Source organism: Pseudomonas sp. R1-15, from assembly GCF_051132085.1.
Taxonomy (GTDB): domain Bacteria; phylum Pseudomonadota; class Gammaproteobacteria; order Pseudomonadales; family Pseudomonadaceae; genus Aquipseudomonas.
In genome coordinates, this window is record NZ_CP071660.1 from 5755719 (window position 1) to 5772471 (window position 16753).

Genomic DNA, 16753 nt, shown 5'->3' on the forward strand with positions numbered 1-16753 from the left:
CCTTCGCGAGCAGGCTCGCTCCCACAGGGGATCTGAGCCAGGTCGCAAAGTTAGGAACAACATAAAACCTGTGGGAGCGAGCTTGCTCGCGATGACGGACTGACAGTCAACCTCTTCACTGACGGTAATATCGCTATCGCGAGCAAGCTCGCTCCCACATGGTTCCGCTCCTCAATCAGGCCGAAGTGGTCTCGGGCCGGCGCACCTGCGGTTGTTTCCAGGAGTCGGCGGCGCTTTCCTCGATGGCTTGCTGGATCGCTCGCTTGCGGTTTTCTTCGGCGCGGCGGCTGAAGTACCAGACCAGGAAGGTCACCAGCGACACCGCCAGCAGGATCAGGCTCGCCACCGCGTTGATTTCCGGCTTGACCCCCAGGCGTACCGCCGAGAAGACTTCCATCGGCAACGTCGTCGAGCCAGGACCGGAGACGAAGCTTGCCAGCACCAGGTCGTCGAGGGACAACGCGAACGACATCATCGCGCCCGCCGCCAGCGATGGCGCGATCATCGGGATGGTGATCAAAAAGAATACCTTCCACGGCCGCGCACCGAGGTCCATGGCTGCCTCTTCGATGGACAGGTCCAGCTCACGCAAGCGCGCCGAGACCACCACCGCCACATAGGCCGCGCAGAACGTCGTATGGGCGATCCAGATCGTGACGATGCCACGCTCTTGTGGCCAGCCGATCATCTGCGCCATCGCCACGAACAGCAGCAACAGCGACAGGCCGGTGATCACTTCCGGCATCACCAACGGCGCGGTGACCAGGCCGCCGAACAACGTGCGGCCCTTGAAGTGGGTGATACGGGTCAGCACGAAGGCCGCCAGCGTACCCAGCGCCACCGCGGCGATCGCGGTGTAGCAGGCAATCTCCAGCGAACGCACCACCGAGCCCATCAGTTGCGAGTTGTCCAGCAGGCCGACGTACCACTTGACCGACCAACCGCCCCACACCGTCACCAGTTTCGAGGCGTTGAACGAAAAGATCACCAGGATCAGCATCGGCGCATAGATGAATAACAGCCCCAACACCAGCATCAGGCTTGAAAAACTGAAGCGCTTCATTCCTTGCCCTCCATTTCCTTGGCCTGACTGCGGTTGAACAGGATGATGGGCACGATCAGGATCGCCAGCATCACTACCGCCAGGGCGGATGCCACCGGCCAGTCACGGTTGTTGAAGAACTCCTGCCACAGCACCTTGCCGATCATCAGCGTTTCCGGACCGCCCAGCAGTTCCGGGATCACGAACTCACCCACGACCGGGATGAACACCAGCATGCAGCCTGCGACGATGCCGTTCTTGGACAGCGGCACGGTGATTTTCCAGAAGCTGTTGAACGTGCTCGAACCCAGGTCTGACGCAGCTTCCAACAGGCTCGGGTCGTGTTTGACCAGGTTGGCGTACAGCGGCAGGATCATGAACGGCAGGTAGGAATAAACCACGCCGATATAGACCGCCAGGTTGGTGTTGAGGATCTGCAAGGGCTCGCTGATCCAGCCCATGCTCATCAGGAAGCCATTGAGCAGGCCGTTGTTGCTGAGGATGCCCATCCAGGCGTAGACGCGGATCAGGATCGCGGTCCAGGTCGGCATCATGATCAGCAATACCAGCACCGTCTGCATCTCTTTGCGGGCGTTGGCGATGCCGTAGGCCATCGGGTAGCCGATCAGCAGGCACAGCACGGTGCTGATCAGGGCCATCTTCAGCGAGCCGAGATAGGCGGCGATGTACAGTTCGTCCTCGCTGAGCATCGCGTAGTTGGCGAGGTTGAGCAGCACTTGCAGCTTCTGGTCGACGTAGCTGTAGATCTCGGTGTACGGCGGGATGGCCACGTCGGCTTCGGCGAAGCTGATCTTCAGGACGATGAAGAACGGCAGCATGAAGAACAGAAACAACCAGATGAAGGGCACCCCGATGACCAGCTGACGGCCACCGGGCGTTATTCGAGCGAGTCGGCGTTTGAGCTTGCGCATGTTCATGAGCGAAGCACCACGCCGCTGTCGTCTTCCCACCAGACGAACACCTGGTCGCCCCAGGTCGGGCGCTGGCCGCGGCGCTCGGCGTTGGCGACGAACGACTGCACCAGCTTGCCACTTGGCAATTCGACGTAGAACACCGAGTGGCCGCCCAGGTAGGCAATGTCATGGACCTTACCGCTGGACCAGTTGTGCTCGCAGGTTGGCTGCTCGGAGGTGACCAGCAGCTTCTCCGGGCGAATGGCGTAGGTCACGGACTTGTCCTGCACCGAAGTGCTGATGCCGTGGCCGACGTAGATATTGCGATCAAGGTCCTTGCAGGTCAGCACCGCGTGGCCCTCGGCGTCGTCCACCACTTCGGTCTCGAAGATGTTGACGTTGCCGATGAATTCACAGACCAGGCGGCTGGTCGGGGTTTCGTAGATGTCGATCGGGCTGCCGATCTGGGCAATCCAGCCCAGGTGCATGATCGCGATGCGCTCGGCCATGGTCATGGCCTCTTCCTGGTCGTGGGTCACCATTACACAGGTCACGCCGACCCGCTCGATGATCTCCACCAGCTCAAGCTGCATCTGCGAGCGCAGCTTCTTGTCCAGGGCGCCCATCGGCTCGTCGAGCAGCAGCAGCTTCGGCCGCTTGGCCAGGGAACGGGCCAGGGCGACGCGCTGGCGCTGGCCGCCGGAGAGCTGGTGCGGCTTGCGCTTGGCGTACTGGCTCATCTGCACGAGCTTGAGCATCTCGGCCACGCGGGCATCGACCTCGGCTTTCGGGATCTTGTCCTGTTGCAGGCCGAAGGCGATGTTCTGCGCCACCGTCATGTGGGGGAACAAGGCGTAGGACTGGAACATCATGTTGATCGGCCGCTCGTAGGGCGGCATGTCGGTGATGTCCACGCCATCGAGGAAGATCCGCCCCTCCGTGGGCCGCTCGAAACCTGCCAGCATGCGCAGCAAGGTGGATTTGCCTGATCCCGAACCGCCGAGCAAGGCGAAGATCTCGCCTTTCTTGATTTCCAGGGACACATCGTCCACGGCAATCGTCTCGTCGAACTTCTTCGTGACCCGGTCGATCTTGACCAGCACCTGCTTGGGTGTCTGGTCGCCCTCGAGGGCTTTCTTATAGGCGCCGGAGGCAACTGCCATTTACGAAACTCCCACAAAATTTGCAGCTCGCCCAAGACGGGCGAACCTTCTGAAAGTTAGAGCGTTGAACGCTATTTACCCGACTTGACCTTGGTCCAGCTGCGGGTCATGAGTCGTTGGATCTTGGGCGGCAACTCGGAGTTGACATAGAGCTTGTCGACGACCGCTTGCGGTGGGTAGACCGCTTCGTCGGTGCGTACTTCCTGGTCCATCAGTTCGCCAGCCTTCGGGTTCGGGTTGGCGTAACCGACGACGTCGCTCACCTGGGCGATGACCTCAGGCTTGAGCAGGTAGTTGATGAACGCATGGGCCTCCTTGGCGTTGCTGGCGTCGCGCGGGATCGCCAGCATGTCGAACCAGAGATTGCCGCCTTCCTTGGGAATCACGTAGGCGATGTCGACGCCCTTGCCGGCCTCGCTGGCACGTTCGCGGGCCTGGAAAATGTCCCCGGAGAAACCGGCGGCCACGCAGATCTCGCCGTTGGCCAGATCGGAGATGTACTTGGAGGAATTGAAGTAGGTGACGTAAGGCCGGACCTTGAGGAGCTGGGCCTCGGCCTTCTTGTAGTCTTCAGGGTTCTGGCTGTTGGGGTCCAGGCCCAGGTAATTGAGCATGGCCGGGATCATCTCGTCGCCCGAATCGAGGAACGAAACACCGCAGCTGGAGAGCTTCTTGATATTTTCCGGTTCGAACAGCATGGCCCACGAGTCGATTTTCTCGACGCCCAATACCGCCTTGACCTTCTCGACGTTGTAGCCGATGCCGTTGGTGCCCCACAGGTAAGGCACGGCATATTGGTTGCCCGGGTCGTTTTTCTCCAGGCGCTTGAGCAGCGCGGGGTCGAGGTTGGCGTAGTTGGGCAATTGCGCCTTGTCGAGCTTCTGGAACGCACCGGCCTTGATCTGCTTGCCCAGGAAGTGGTTGGACGGCACGACCACGTCGTAACCGGTACGACCGGCCAGCAACTTGCCTTCCAGGGTTTCGTTGGAATCGAACACGTCGTAGACCGGCTTGATCCCGGTGGCTTTCTCGAAGTCCGCCAGGGTGGATTCGCCGATGTAGTCCGACCAGTTATAAATATGCACGGTGGAGGCGGCCTGGACACCGACGGCGAGCGTCAGGCCGGCACCGACCAGCAAAGCGTTGCGTAACAAAGAAAAGACAGGCACGTGGAGGTCCTCTTAAATAGTTGGGCCCAAGTTGCCCCCGTTACCGGGCAACGAAATGCCCTGCAACAAAACCGGCGCGCAACTTACCCTCGATAAACCGATCCAGCAAAACTTTTAGTTATTTAATTGCGCCTGTTGCCGCCGCCGTGACGACGTCGACAACAGGAGATTGCTTCAAGCCGGCTTTATTTACCGGATTTGATCTTGGTCCAGCTGCGGGTCAGGATCCGCTGGGTCGCGGCCGGCAGGTCGGCAATCGCGTAGAGCTTGGCCTTCACTTCGTCCGATGGGTAAATGCTTGGGTCACCGGAGATTTCCTTGTCCACCAGCGGGGTGGCGGCCTTGTTGCCGTTAGGGAAACGTACTTCGTCGGTGATCTCCGCCATGATTTCCGGCTGCATGATGAAGTTCATCCACTTGTAAGCGGCTTCGACGTTTTCGGCATCCTTGGGAATGGCGACCATGTCGTAGAACGAACCGGCACCTTCCTTCGGAATGGTGTAGGCCACTTTCACCTTGCCGCCAGCCTCGGCAGCACGGCTCTTGGACTGCTCGATATCACCCGAGTAACCCACGGCCACGCAGATATTGCCGTTGGCCAGGTCCGAGATGTACTTGGAGGAGTGGAAGTAACCGATCGATGGGCGCAGCTTGAGGAACAGGTCTTCGGCGGCTTTCAGATCAGCCTTGTCCGTGCTGTCTGTCGGCTTGCCCAGATAGTGCAAGGCCACCGGAATCATTTCGGTCGGCGAATCGAGGAAGCTCACGCCGCAGCTCTTGAGCTTGGCGATGTTCTCCGGCTTGAGCAGGGTGTCCCAGGAATCGATCTTGTCGACGCCCAATGCGGCCTTGACCTTCTCCGGGTTGTAACCGATGCCGATGGTGCCCCACATGTAGGGGAAGGCGTGTTTGTTGCCCTGGTCGCTGGCATCACCGACGGCCTTGAGCAGGTCGGTGTCGAGATTTTTCCAGTTCGGCAGCTTGGACTTGTCCAGCTCTTGATAGACACCGGCCTTGATCTGCTTGGCGAGGAAGTTGTTCGACGGCACGACGATGTCATAGCCGGATTTGCCCGCCAGCAGCTTGGCCTCCAGGGTCTCGTTGCTGTCGAAGACGTCGTAGACGACCTTGATCCCTGTCTCCTTTTCGAACTTGGCGACCGTGTCCTTCGCGATGTAGTCCGACCAGTTGTAGACGTGCAGCACTTTGTCGTCCGCCTGGACGGCGCCCGCCATCACACCCGCCAGGGACATGGCGAGGAGGGTCTTGCCAGCTATCTTCATACCTAATGTCTTCATGCTTATTGCCTTCATGAAAAAGTGCTCCAGTTATTCTTCTTGGCCACGGTTCAGTAGCCGGCTCTCTGGCAACTTGAACAGCAGGGGTAGTCTGGCAAGTTACAGGGCAGGCTTTCAACACAAGCCCAGCCTTTATTCACACCGGGCGAGGCCCATGTCGGCACCTCGCACAGAGCCTAGCACTCAGCCTTGCAGCGCACCGAGCGTCAGGTCCAGGCATTGCCGCGCCTTGGCCACCAATTCGTCGATCTCGGCCTTGCTGATCACCAGCGGCGGCGCAATGATCATGGTGTCGCCGACCGCACGCATGATCAGCCCGTTATCGAAGCAGAACTGCCGGCAGATCATGCCCACGCCCTTGCCTTCGTAGCGTTTGCGCGTGGCCTTGTCCTGGACCAGTTCGATCGCCCCCAGCAAACCGACGCCGCGCACTTCACCCACCAGCGGATGATCGTTCAGTTCCCGCAGGCGCTGCTGCAAATACGGTGCCGTTTCGCTGTGGACGCGCTCGATGATCTTTTCTTCGCGCAGGATACGGATATTTTCCAGGGCCACCGCAGCGGCCACCGGGTGACCGGAGTAGGTGAAGCCGTGGTTGAAGTCACCGCCTTCGTTGAGCACCGCGACCACATCGTCGCGCACGATCAGGCCGCCCATGGGGATGTAACCCGAGGTCAGGCCCTTGGCAATGGTCATCATGTGCGGTTTCAACCCGTAATGATCGGTACCGAACCACTCACCCGTGCGGCCAAAACCGCAGATGACCTCGTCGGCCACGAACAGGATGTCGTATTTGGCGAGGATTTCCTTCATGCGCGGCCAGTAGGTATCCGGCGGCACGATCACGCCGCCGGCGCCCTGGATCGGCTCGGCAATGAACGCACCGACGTTGTCGACGCCGATCTCGAGGATCTTTTCTTCCAGTTGATTGGCGGCCCAGATGCCGAACTCTTCGGGGCTCATGTCGCCGCCTTCGCCAAACCAGTACGGCTGGGCGATGTGGACAATACCCGGGATCGGCAGGTCGCCCTGCTCATGCATGTAGGTCATGCCACCCAGGCTCGCGCCAGCCACGGTCGAACCGTGATAACCGTTCTTGCGGCTGATGATGACTTTCTTGTTCGGCTGCCCTTTGATCGCCCAGTAGTGGCGGACCATACGCAGCATGGTGTCGTTGCCTTCGGAGCCGGAGCCGGTGAAGAACACGTGGTTCATGCCTTCCGGGGCGATGTCGGCGATGGCCTTTGACAGTTCGAGCACCGGCGGGTGGGCGGTCTGGAAGAACAGGTTGTAGTACGGCAGCTCGCGCATCTGTTGGCTGGCGGCATCCGCCAGCTCATCGCGACCGTAACCGACGGCCACGCACCAGAGGCCGGCCATGCCGTCGAGGATCTTGTTGCCTTCACTGTCCCAGAGGTACACGCCCTTGGCGTGGGTGATGATGCGCGGGCCTTTCTCTTTGAGCTGTTTGAAGTCGCTGAACGGTGCCAGATGGTGATCGCTGCTCAGGGCCTGCCATTCACGGGTTTGCGGGTTGTTGCGGGTCATGCGGATTCTCCTTTTATTCCATTGGGGGCGGGGCTTTCGGCGGCCCCGCCCGGCGCATCAGACGGCAAAGAGCAGGAATTCCCGCTCCCACGAACTGATGACGCGCTTGAAGTTTTCATGCTCGGCCCGCTTGACCGCGACGTAGCCCGTGATGAATTTCTTGCCCAGGTACTTCTCGATGGTGGAGCTGTTTTCCATGCGCTCCAGGGCATCTTCGATGGTCAGCGGCAAACGCAGGTTCCGGCGCTCATAACCACGGCCGACTACCGGCGCGCTCGGATCGATGCCCTCGACCATGCCGATGTAGCCGCACAGCAGGCTGGCGGCAATCGCCAGGTACGGGTTGGCGTCGGCGCCCGGCAAGCGATTTTCCACGCGACGGTTCTGCGGCCCGGCGTCCGGAACCCGCAAGCCCACGGTGCGGTTTTCTTCGCCCCATTCGACGTTCACCGGCGCCGAGGTGTCGGGCAGGAAGCGGCGGAACGAGTTGACGTTGGGGGCGAACAGCGGCAGCAGCTCGGGGATGAATCTCTGCAGGCCACCGATGTGGTGCAGGAACAGCTCGCTCATGGTCCCGTCTTCGTTGGAGAAGACGTTCTTGCCGGTTTCCTTGTCAATGATGCTCTGGTGCAAGTGCATCGCACTGCCCGGCTCGCCGGTCATCGGTTTGGCCATGAAGGTGGCGGCCACATCGTGTTTGAGCGCCGCCTCGCGCATGGTGCGCTTGAACACCAGGATCTGGTCGGCCAGCGACAGTGCATCGCCATGACGGAAGTTGATTTCCATCTGCGCGGTGCCGTCTTCGTGAATCAGGGTATCGAGGTCCAGTTCCTGCAATTCGCACCAGTCATAGACGTCCTCGAACAACGGGTCGAATTCGTTCGCCGCTTCGATCGAGAAAGACTGGCGACCGGTTTCCGGGCGACCGGAACGGCCAATCGGCGGTTGCAGCGGAAAGTCCGGATCGTCGCTGCGCTTGGTCAGGTAGAACTCCATCTCCGGCGCGACAATCGGCTGCCAGCCCTTGTCGGCGTAGAGCTTGAGCACCTTCTTCAGTACGTTGCGCGGCGACAGCTCGATGGGGTTGCCTTGCTTGTCGTAAGAATCGTGGATCACCTGGGCGGTGGGCTCGATGGCCCAAGGCACCAGGAAGACTGCGTTTTCGTCCGGGCGGCAGATCATGTCGATGTCGGCGGGGTCGAGCAGTTCGTAATAGATGTCGTCTTCGACATAGTCGCCCGTTACGGTCTGGAGCAGAACGCTCTCGGGCAGGCGCATGCCTTTTTCGGCGATGAACTTGTTGGTCGGCGAGATCTTGCCCCGGGTAATGCCGGTCAGGTCGCCAATCATGCATTCGACTTCTGTGATCTTGTGGTCTTTCAACCAATCGGTGAGCTGGTCGAGGTTGTTACTCATAAATGCCTCTAGGCGTGAGTTTCCTGACTGCTATTAGTCGTCAGGCGTTGTTTGACGCATCGGCGTCGCGTTGTGTTGCCCTTGCTCGGCAGGCATCGCCAAATGCCTGGAAAATCGCAAGGTAGTGCGGGTTGGAGCCTACCGCCCATTCAGGGTGCCATTGCACTCCTAAAGCAAAAGCCTTGCCTTGTACCACCGAGACGGCCTCGATCAAGCCATCCGGCGCCAGCGCTTCGGCCCGCAGCCCCGAGGCCAGGCGCTCGATGCCCTGGCTGTGGATCGAGTTGACCTCGACCTGCGGCGGCAGCCCTAAAGACGCGAGGATACCGCCAGGCTGGACATGCACGGCATGGGCAGGACCATATTGGACCTCTACCGGCTGGGTGTCGTCTTCACGATGATCGATGAAGGTTCCGACTTCATGAACTTTCTGATGCAGGCTACCGCCAAAGGCAACGTTCATTTCCTGGAAACCGCGACAGATGCCCAGCACCGGAACGCCCGCGTCGACCGCTGCGCGGATCAGCGGCAGGGTAATGGCGTCCCGTGCAGGATCATGAGCGGTGCCTGGCGCGCTGGCCGGGCCCTGGTAGTGAAAAGGTTCTACATTGGAAGGGGAGCCGGTAAAAAGAATACCGTCCAGGGCGTCCAGAATATCGGACGGGGAAAACAGATCCGCCAGGGACGGGATCAGCACCGGCAAGCCCTTGGCGGCCGTTGCGACAGCCCGCGCATATTTGTCGCCAGTGGTGTGATACGCATGCAGACCGATCTGCCTGGAGCAGGTGGTGATGCCGATTAACGGCAGGCGAGACATGAAGCACCCCGGTATTATTGCTGTTATGGGTTTGAATCGAGCTTAGCCTTGTTCATTTTTTTACACAACACCCCCGTAAAAAATACAACACGGCCCGCTCAAGCCTGCGGGGGACAAGCCCCTCAAAGGGAAAAAAACGCCCCAAATTGCCTCAAAAAAGCCCTGCAGGTGCTTTTTTAGGGCAAAAAAGGCCCTGCTTGACTTCGGCATGCCGTTCGGGTTGACTGGCTTTCGAAGAGATCAATGATTGATATTTTTAACAACAAAGGTGTTGCATCATGTCGGTACCCCCGCGTGCCGTTCAGCTTAACGAAGCGAACGCGTTCCTTAAGGAACATCCTGAGGTTCTGTACGTTGACCTTCTGATTGCGGATATGAATGGTGTGGTGCGCGGCAAGCGCATCGAACGCACCAGCCTCCACAAGGTTTACGAGAAAGGCATCAACCTGCCGGCCTCTCTATTTGCCCTGGATATCAATGGCTCGACGGTGGAAAGCACCGGCCTGGGCCTGGACATCGGCGATGCCGACCGCATCTGCTATCCAATCCCCGGCACTCTGAGCAACGAACCCTGGCAGAAGCGCCCCACCGCGCAACTGCTGATGACCATGCACGAGCTTGAAGGCGATCCGTTCTTCGCCGACCCTCGCGAAGTCCTGCGCCAGGTCGTGACCAAGTTCGATGAACTGGGCCTGACCATCTGCGCGGCATTCGAGCTGGAGTTCTACCTGATCGACCAGGAGAACGTGAACGGCCGTCCACAACCGCCCCGCTCGCCAATCTCCGGCAAACGCCCGCACTCGACACAGGTCTACCTGATCGATGACCTCGACGAATACGTCGACTGCCTCCAGGACATCCTGGAAGGGGCCAAGGAGCAAGGCATTCCCGCCGACGCCATCGTCAAGGAAAGTGCCCCGGCGCAGTTCGAAGTGAACCTGCACCACGTGGCCGACCCGATCAAGGCTTGTGACTACGCGGTACTGCTCAAGCGGCTGATCAAGAACATCGCCTACGACCATGAAATGGACACCACCTTCATGGCCAAGCCGTATCCAGGCCAGGCGGGCAACGGTCTGCACGTCCATATCTCGATCCTGGACAAAGAAGGCAAGAATATCTTTGCCAGCGAGGATCCCGAGCAGAACGCCGCGCTGCGTCACGCGATCGGCGGTGTGCTCGAGACCCTGCCCGCGCAGATGGCGTTCCTCTGCCCGAACGTCAACTCCTACCGTCGTTTCGGCGCACAGTTCTACGTGCCGAACTCGCCGACCTGGGGCCTGGACAACCGCACCGTGGCCTTGCGCGTACCGACCGGCTCCGCCGATGCCGTACGCCTGGAACACCGTGTCGCCGGCGCCGATGCCAACCCGTACCTGTTGATGGCGGCGGTCCTGGCGGGCGTGCACCATGGCCTGACCAACAAGATCGAGCCCGGCGCGCCGGTCGAAGGCAACAGCTACGAGCAGAACGAGCAAAGCCTGCCGAACAACTTGCGCGATGCCCTGCGCGAACTGGACGACAGCGAAGTCATGGCCAAGTACATCGATCCCAAGTACATCGATATCTTCGTGGCCTGCAAGGAAAGCGAGCTGGAAGAGTTTGAACACTCCATCTCCGACCTTGAGTACAACTGGTACCTGCATACCGTTTAAGCGGTTGCAGTAGAAAGGAACGCCGCAGGCCGCCAGGGCTGCGGCGTTTTTGTTTTCGTCGTTCCCGTGGCGAGGGAGCTTGCTCCCGCTGGGCTGCGTAGCGGCCCCAAGATACTGAAGCGGTAAACCTGCATCGTTGCAGTGGCTGATTTGAGGGCTGCTCCGCACCCCAGCGGGAGCAAGCTCCCTCGCCACAAAAGCTCGTCACCTCACGAGTGCAGTTATGGACCAGCCTCCCGGTCTGCGTACAATGCCCGGCAGCCCCGCAGGAGAGCTCCATGACACGCACCGCCACCCCTCGCAAACCCCGCGCCCGCAGCCAGGCCCGGATCGACTCGATCCTCGATGCCGCCCGCACGCTGCTCGCCGCCGAAGGCGTGGCCAGCCTGTCGATCTACAGCGTCGCCGAGCGCGCCGGGATCCCGCCCTCCTCCGTCTATCACTTCTTCGCCAGCGTCCCGGCCCTGCTCGAAGCCCTGACCGCCGACGTCCATGCAGCCTTTCGTGCCTGCCTACAAACACCGATCGATCATGCAGCGCTGAACCATTGGCACGATCTGTCGCGGCTGGTGGAACAACGGATGCTGGTGATCTACAGCGAGGACGCCGCCGCTCGCCAACTGATCCTGGCCCAGCATGGCCTGACTGAAGTCACCCAGGCCGACCGCCAGCATGACCTGGAACTGAGCGAGCTGATGCACACCGTCTTCGCCCGCCATTTCCAACTGCCGCCCTTGCCTGCCGATGTCGACGTGTTCGCCTTGGCCATGGAACTGGGCGACCGCGTCTACGCCCGCTCGGTACACCAGCACGGCCAGATCACCCCGCGCATGGCCGAGGAAGGCATGCGCGTGTTCGATGCGTATCTGGGGCTCTATCTCCCTCCGTTTCTGCCCAAGCGCTCTGATTGAATCGTTCCCACGCAGAGCGTGGGAACGAAAAAGCCCCGAAGGGCTCAGCCATCCGGGGCTGCAGGTCAAGCATCGTTCACAACTTGGCGATAGACACCTCGGTGGATTTGACGAAGGCAATCACTTCGCTGCCAATTGCCAGTTCCAGCTCCTTGACCGAGCGGGTGGTGATGACCGAGGTGACGATGCCCGAGGCGGTCTGCACGTCGATTTCCGACAGCACGTCGCCTTCGACGATTTCCTTGATGGTGCCTTTGAACTGGTTGCGTACGTTGATGGCTTTGATAGTCATGATGTCGTTCCTGTCTGGATGAAGTTATTGCGCCCAACGCAGTTGCGTGGGCAAGGGTGAAACGGGTTCGGGTTCCGGCGGTTGGCCGGGCAAGGACAGCACGCGGTTGAGGACTTCGGTTTCCAGGCTCGCCAGGCGATGCGAGCCGCGAGCACGCGGGCGCGGCAAGTCGATGGCCAGGTCGAGGCCGATCTGGCCGTCTTCGATCAGGATCACCCGGTCGGCGATCGCCACCGCTTCGCTGACGTCGTGGGTCACCAACAGCACGGTGAAGCCGTGTTGCTGCCAGAGACGCTCGATCAGTTGCTGCATTTCGATCCGGGTCAGCGCATCGAGCGCACCCAGAGGTTCGTCCAGCAACAGCAGGCGCGGTTGATGAATCAGCGCCCGGGCCAGGGCCACCCGCTGTTTCTGTCCGCCGGACAACGCCGCTGGCCACTCGTGTGCACGATCAGCCAGGCCCACGGCATCCAGCGCCTGCAACGCTTGTGGTCGCCAGTCGCCCTTGAGGCCAAGGCCGACGTTGTCGATGACTTTTTTCCAGGGCAGCAAACGCGCCTCCTGAAACATCAGGCGTGTGTCTTCCCGTGCAGCGCTCAGCGATGCCGAACCGGCCAGCAACTCACCGCCCGACGGCTGATCGAGACCGGCCAGCAAGCGCAGCAAGGTACTTTTGCCGCAGCCGCTGCGGCCGACCACGGCGACGAACTGCCCGGCCGGGATATGCAAGTCGATGTCACGCAACACCTGGCGCGAACCAAAGGTTTTCTGCAGATCGCGCACCGCCAGCGGGATACCTCGCAGCAGGCGCGGCGGTTGTTGGGCGGTCATGCGACACCTCCCTTGTTCACCTGATAGGCCGGATGCCAGCGCAGCCAGACGCGTTCAAGCCCGCGAGCAGCAAGGTCGGCCAGTTTGCCGAGCACGGCGTACAGCAGAATCGCCAGCACCACCACGTCGGTCTGCAGGAATTCCCGGGCATTCATCGCCAGATAACCGATACCGGAGCTGGCCGAGATGGTTTCCGCGACGATCAGCGTCAACCACATGAAACCCAGGGCAAAACGCACGCCCACCAGGATCGAAGGCAAGGCGCCCGGCAGGATCACCTGGCGAAATAGGCTGAAGCCGGATAAACCGTAGCTGCGGGACATCTCCACCAGCGCCGGGTCGACATTGCGAATCCCGTGGTAGGTGTTGAGGTAGATCGGAAACAGCGTGCCCAGCGCCACCAGGAAAATCTTCGCCGACTCGTCGATACCGAACCAGAGGATCACCAGTGGAATCAGCGCCAGGTGAGGCACGTTACGCACCATCTGCACGGAGCTGTCCAGCAGCCGCTCACCCCATTTCGACAGGCCGGTGATAAAACCCAGGGCCAGACCGATGCTGCCGCCAATCAGGAAGCCGACCGCCGCGCGCCAACCGCTGATAGCCAGGTGCGTCCAGATCTCACCGCTGCGCACCAGGTTCACCCCGGCCTCGATCACCGCCACCGGCGCCGGCAGGATCCGCGTGGATAACCAGCCGGCCGATACCGACAATTGCCACACCGCCAACAACAGCAGCGGCACCGCCCACGGCGCGAGGTTGTGGATAAGTTTTTTCATGGCCGCCTCAGCTCTGTGAAGCAGCTTTGGGCAGGATATCGTTGGCCACCATTTCACCGAACGGGCTCACATAACCCTGGCTTTTCGGCAGTTCCGGGCGCTCCACATCGAGGTGCGGGAACAGCAGTTCCGCCACCCGATAGGATTCTTCCAGATGTGGATAACCCGAGAAAATGAACGTGTCGATACCCAGGTCGGCGTATTCCTTGACCCGCTCAGCCACGGTCGGGCCATCGCCCACCAGCGCCGTCCCGGCACCGCCACGCACCAGGCCGACCCCGGCCCACAGGTTGGGACTGACTTCCAACTTGTCGCGGCGACCGCCGTGCAGCGCGGCCATGCGTTGCTGGCCCACCGAGTCGAAGCGCGCCAGGGACGCCTGGGCACGGGCGATGGTTTCGTCGTCCAGATGGGAGATCAAGCGGTCGGCCGCTTGCCAGGCTTCGGCGTTGGTTTCCCGCACGATCACATGCAGGCGAATGCCGAAACGCACGGTGCGCCCAAGCTTCTCGGCCTTGGCCCGTACCTGGGCGATTTTTTCCGCGACGGCGGCGGGTGGTTCGCCCCAGGTCAGGACCATTTCCACCTGCTCGGCGGCGAGATCCTGGGCGGCTTCCGACGAGCCGCCGAAATACAATGCCGGACGCGGTTGCTGGATCGGCGGATAGAGCAGCTTGGCGCCCTTCACACTGATGTGTTCACCGTCGTAATCAACCGTCTCGCCTTCCAGCACCCGACGCCAGATCCGGGTGAATTCCACCGATGCCTGGTAGCGTTGCTCGTGGTCCAGAAACAGCCCGTCACCGGCCAGCTCGTCCGGATCGCCACCCGTCACCAGGTTGAACAGCGCCCGCCCGCCGGACAGCCGATCCAGCGTCGCGGCCTGACGCGCCGCCACCGTCGGGGAAATGATCCCGGGGCGCAGGGCAACCAGGAACTTCAGGCGCTGGGTCACCGGAATCAACGAAGCGGCTACCAGCCAGGAGTCTTCGCAGGAACGCCCGGTAGGAATCAACACCCCGCCAAAACCCAGCCGATCGGCAGCCTGGGCAATCTGTTGCAGGTAACCATGATCGACGGCGCGGGCGCCTTCAGCGGTGCCAAGGTAATGGCCGTCGCCGTGGGTGGGCAGGAACCAGAAAATATTGAGGCTCATGGAGTGGTCTCCTAAGGGATCGAATTACTGCGCGTTCGCAACGGCCGCCGGCGGCGTCCAGATCACGTCCTTGATGCTCAAGGGCTTGGGAATCAATTTGAGCTGATAGAAGCTGTCGGCGATTTTCTGCTGCGCCGCGACCACCTCCGGCGTCAGGAACAGAGCCCCATAGCCCTGGCGTTTCACCGACGTCAGGGTGATATCCGCCGGCAGGCCGAGCAGCGGCGAGACCTGTCGGGTCACGTCTTCAGGGTTGGCCTTGGACCACTCCCCAACTGCACGCACCTCTTCCACCAACGTCGTGATGACCTGGGGATTTTTTTGCGCGTAAGGTTTGGTCGCCAGATAGAACTGGTGGTTGTCGACAATGCCCTTGCCGTCACGCAGGGTGCGTGCCTGCAACTGTTGTTCGGCGGCTGCCTGGTACGGGTCCCAGATTACCCAGGCGTCCACGCTGCCGCGCTCGAACGCGGCACGGGCATCCGCCGGCGGCAGGAAAACCGTCTGGATGTCGGAATATTTCAGGCCGGCATCTTCCAGCGCGCGTACCAGCAGGTAGTGAACGTTAGAGCCTTTGTTCAGCGCGACTTTTTTGCCCTTGAGCTCCTGCACCGACTGGATCGGCGAGCCCTTGGGCACCAGGATCGCCTCGCTGTTCGGCGCCGGTGGCTCGTAGGCGACATAAAGCAAATCCGCGCCTGCCGCTTGGGCAAACACCGGCGGGGTTTCGCCAGTCACGCCAAAATCGATCGAGCCTACGTTCAGGCCTTCCAGCAGCTGCGGGCCGCCGGGAAATTCGGTCCATTGCACGTCGACGCCTTGGGCGGCGAGGCGTTTTTCCAAGGTGCCCTTGGCCTTGAGCAGCACCAGCGTGCCGTACTTCTGATAGCCGATCCGCAAGGTTTCGGCCTGAGCCTGGGTGATGGCGCCGAAGGACACAGCCGCAGCAAACAGAGCGACCAGCCCGTGACGCAAAATGACAGTGCGCATGGCGCCTCTCCTTTTTGCTGTGGGGTTTTGGCTGCACCTGCTTGGCCGTTGACGGCTGAGTAAGGTGGAGTTGAATCAGCGATGTAACGAGTCAGATGCTCCAGCGAGCACTCAACAGACGTTCGTTCAATACGCTGGGATCCAGCGGCTTGGGCCGCCGGGCCATGGCGCTGTAGAACTGTCCAAGCGCCTCGTCCAGACGCTGCTGCAGGGCCGGCGCCAATTGCGCCTGGGCGCTGCCTTCGCCGTAAGCGATCTGGTTGTCCTCGGCGAAAATCCCATGCAGCATTTCCTGGGCCTTGAGCGCCGACAACACCGGCTTCAGGGCGTAGTCCACCGCCAGCATGTGGGCGATGCTGCCGCCTGTCGCCATGGGCAACACTACCTTATGGGCCAGCGCGCGTTCGGGCAGCAGGTCCAGTACCGTTTTCAACGCGCCGGAGAAAGACGCCTTGTAGACGGGCGTAGCGATCACCAGGCCGTCGGCGTTTTCGATCTGGGCCAGCAGGTCCAGTACCTTGGGGCTATCGAAGCGGGCATGGAGCAGATCCTCGGCGGGAAAATCACGCACCTGATAGCTCACCACTTCCACACCTTGCTGCTGCAACCACTGTTGCGAGCGCTCCAGCAGCACTCCTGATCGGGAGCGCTGGCTGGGACTGCCGCCGAGCGAGACAACCAACATGCCAACCATTCCTTGAATTCACGTGCGATTCGCGGTGGGCGATCTCGCTGTATGGAGCAAACCATAACAGGGCATTTATATATCTTT

The 16753-nt window shown here is 61.0% G+C and carries 16 protein-coding genes; 2 read left to right on the forward strand and 14 right to left on the reverse strand.

What is annotated here, in order from left to right:
- Positions 1 to 175: 175 nt before the first annotated feature.
- From J3P97_RS26070 to J3P97_RS26105, 8 genes are all read right to left on the reverse strand, one after another.
- Positions 176 to 1063: an ABC transporter permease subunit gene (locus tag J3P97_RS26070; protein WP_305498066.1), complete on the reverse strand. Its 888-nt coding sequence runs from the start codon at positions 1061 to 1063 to the stop codon at positions 176 to 178.
- Complete coding sequence (locus J3P97_RS26075; RefSeq protein WP_434571068.1) at positions 1060 to 1980, reverse strand: ABC transporter permease subunit; 921 nt, start codon at positions 1978 to 1980, stop codon at positions 1060 to 1062. The genes J3P97_RS26070 and J3P97_RS26075 overlap by 4 nt, the downstream gene beginning before the upstream one ends.
- A complete protein-coding gene (locus J3P97_RS26080) occupies positions 1977 to 3119 on the reverse strand; it encodes an ABC transporter ATP-binding protein (protein WP_014340741.1) in 1143 nt (380 codons plus the stop codon). The genes J3P97_RS26075 and J3P97_RS26080 overlap by 4 nt, the downstream gene beginning before the upstream one ends.
- Before the next feature lie 71 nt (positions 3120 to 3190).
- Complete coding sequence (locus J3P97_RS26085) at positions 3191 to 4288, reverse strand: polyamine ABC transporter substrate-binding protein (RefSeq protein WP_434673073.1); 1098 nt, start codon at positions 4286 to 4288, stop codon at positions 3191 to 3193.
- Between the two features lie 185 nt (positions 4289 to 4473).
- On the reverse strand, positions 4474 to 5571 hold the full coding sequence (locus J3P97_RS26090) for a polyamine ABC transporter substrate-binding protein (RefSeq protein WP_434605230.1): 1098 nt from the start codon (positions 5569 to 5571) through the stop codon (positions 4474 to 4476).
- A 198-nt stretch (positions 5572 to 5769) separates the two neighbouring features.
- Complete coding sequence (locus J3P97_RS26095; RefSeq protein WP_434673074.1) at positions 5770 to 7134, reverse strand: aspartate aminotransferase family protein; 1365 nt, start codon at positions 7132 to 7134, stop codon at positions 5770 to 5772.
- Between the two features lie 57 nt (positions 7135 to 7191).
- Positions 7192 to 8550, reverse strand: a complete 1359-nt coding sequence (locus J3P97_RS26100) for a glutamine synthetase family protein (RefSeq protein ID WP_434602179.1) — start codon at positions 8548 to 8550, stop codon at positions 7192 to 7194.
- A 40-nt stretch (positions 8551 to 8590) separates the two neighbouring features.
- Positions 8591 to 9367, reverse strand: a complete 777-nt coding sequence (locus J3P97_RS26105) for a gamma-glutamyl-gamma-aminobutyrate hydrolase family protein (RefSeq protein ID WP_434602180.1) — start codon at positions 9365 to 9367, stop codon at positions 8591 to 8593.
- A gap of 278 nt (positions 9368 to 9645) precedes the next feature.
- Between J3P97_RS26105 and J3P97_RS26110 the strand changes: the two genes are divergently transcribed.
- A complete protein-coding gene (locus J3P97_RS26110) occupies positions 9646 to 11022 on the forward strand; it encodes a glutamine synthetase family protein (RefSeq protein ID WP_305498052.1) in 1377 nt (458 codons plus the stop codon).
- A 278-nt stretch (positions 11023 to 11300) separates the two neighbouring features.
- A complete protein-coding gene (locus J3P97_RS26115; protein ID WP_434571059.1) occupies positions 11301 to 11933 on the forward strand; it encodes a TetR/AcrR family transcriptional regulator in 633 nt (210 codons plus the stop codon).
- A gap of 76 nt (positions 11934 to 12009) precedes the next feature.
- On the opposite strand, the gene J3P97_RS26120 is transcribed toward J3P97_RS26115, so the two are convergent.
- The 6 genes from J3P97_RS26120 to ssuE all read right to left on the reverse strand — a co-directional run bounded on the left by J3P97_RS26120 (position 12010) and on the right by ssuE (position 16666).
- Positions 12010 to 12225, reverse strand: coding sequence for a TOBE domain-containing protein (locus J3P97_RS26120; RefSeq protein ID WP_003177394.1), 216 nt, complete (start codon positions 12223 to 12225; stop codon positions 12010 to 12012).
- 24 nt (positions 12226 to 12249) lie between these two features.
- Entirely contained in the window at positions 12250 to 13056 is an 807-nt protein-coding gene (gene ssuB, locus J3P97_RS26125; protein ID WP_434673075.1) for an aliphatic sulfonates ABC transporter ATP-binding protein, read from the reverse strand.
- Entirely contained in the window at positions 13053 to 13835 is a 783-nt protein-coding gene (gene ssuC / locus J3P97_RS26130) for an aliphatic sulfonate ABC transporter permease SsuC (RefSeq protein WP_434673076.1), read from the reverse strand. The genes ssuB and ssuC overlap by 4 nt, the downstream gene beginning before the upstream one ends.
- A 7-nt stretch (positions 13836 to 13842) precedes the next feature.
- Positions 13843 to 14991 (reverse strand): FMNH2-dependent alkanesulfonate monooxygenase, encoded by a 1149-nt coding sequence (ssuD, locus tag J3P97_RS26135; protein ID WP_434673077.1) that lies wholly within the window; start codon positions 14989 to 14991, stop codon positions 13843 to 13845.
- A gap of 24 nt (positions 14992 to 15015) precedes the next feature.
- Positions 15016 to 15981 (reverse strand): sulfonate ABC transporter substrate-binding protein, encoded by a 966-nt coding sequence (locus tag J3P97_RS26140; RefSeq protein WP_434673078.1) that lies wholly within the window; start codon positions 15979 to 15981, stop codon positions 15016 to 15018.
- 91 nt (positions 15982 to 16072) lie between these two features.
- Positions 16073 to 16666 carry an NADPH-dependent FMN reductase gene (gene ssuE, locus J3P97_RS26145; RefSeq protein WP_434673079.1) on the reverse strand — a complete coding sequence of 198 codons (594 nt, stop codon included), beginning with the start codon at positions 16664 to 16666 and terminating at the stop codon, positions 16073 to 16075.
- Between the last annotated feature and the right edge of the window lie 87 nt (positions 16667 to 16753).

Excerpts from the sequence above, each read along its gene's own strand:
- J3P97_RS26070 (WP_305498066.1), bottom strand. The coding sequence starts at position 1,063 with ATGAAGCGCTTCAGTTTTTCAAGCCTGATGCTGGTGTTGGGGCTGTTA.
- J3P97_RS26080 (WP_014340741.1), bottom strand. The coding sequence starts at position 3,119 with ATGGCAGTTGCCTCCGGCGCCTATAAGAAAGCCCTCGAGGGCGACCAG.
- ssuD (WP_434673077.1), bottom strand. The coding sequence starts at position 14,991 with ATGAGCCTCAATATTTTCTGGTTCCTGCCCACCCACGGCGACGGCCAT.
- J3P97_RS26090 (WP_434605230.1), bottom strand. The coding sequence starts at position 5,571 with ATGAAGATAGCTGGCAAGACCCTCCTCGCCATGTCCCTGGCGGGTGTG.
- J3P97_RS26105 (WP_434602180.1), bottom strand. The coding sequence starts at position 9,367 with ATGTCTCGCCTGCCGTTAATCGGCATCACCACCTGCTCCAGGCAGATC.
- ssuE (WP_434673079.1), bottom strand. The coding sequence starts at position 16,666 with ATGTTGGTTGTCTCGCTCGGCGGCAGTCCCAGCCAGCGCTCCCGATCA.
- J3P97_RS26115 (WP_434571059.1), top strand. The coding sequence starts at position 11,301 with ATGACACGCACCGCCACCCCTCGCAAACCCCGCGCCCGCAGCCAGGCC.
- J3P97_RS26140 (WP_434673078.1), bottom strand. The coding sequence starts at position 15,981 with ATGCGCACTGTCATTTTGCGTCACGGGCTGGTCGCTCTGTTTGCTGCG.
- J3P97_RS26100 (WP_434602179.1), bottom strand. The coding sequence starts at position 8,550 with ATGAGTAACAACCTCGACCAGCTCACCGATTGGTTGAAAGACCACAAG.
- J3P97_RS26110 (WP_305498052.1), top strand. The coding sequence starts at position 9,646 with ATGTCGGTACCCCCGCGTGCCGTTCAGCTTAACGAAGCGAACGCGTTC.
- J3P97_RS26075 (WP_434571068.1), bottom strand. The coding sequence starts at position 1,980 with ATGAACATGCGCAAGCTCAAACGCCGACTCGCTCGAATAACGCCCGGT.
- J3P97_RS26120 (WP_003177394.1), bottom strand. The coding sequence starts at position 12,225 with ATGACTATCAAAGCCATCAACGTACGCAACCAGTTCAAAGGCACCATC.
- ssuB (WP_434673075.1), bottom strand. The coding sequence starts at position 13,056 with ATGACCGCCCAACAACCGCCGCGCCTGCTGCGAGGTATCCCGCTGGCG.
- J3P97_RS26095 (WP_434673074.1), bottom strand. The coding sequence starts at position 7,134 with ATGACCCGCAACAACCCGCAAACCCGTGAATGGCAGGCCCTGAGCAGC.
- ssuC (WP_434673076.1), bottom strand. The coding sequence starts at position 13,835 with ATGAAAAAACTTATCCACAACCTCGCGCCGTGGGCGGTGCCGCTGCTG.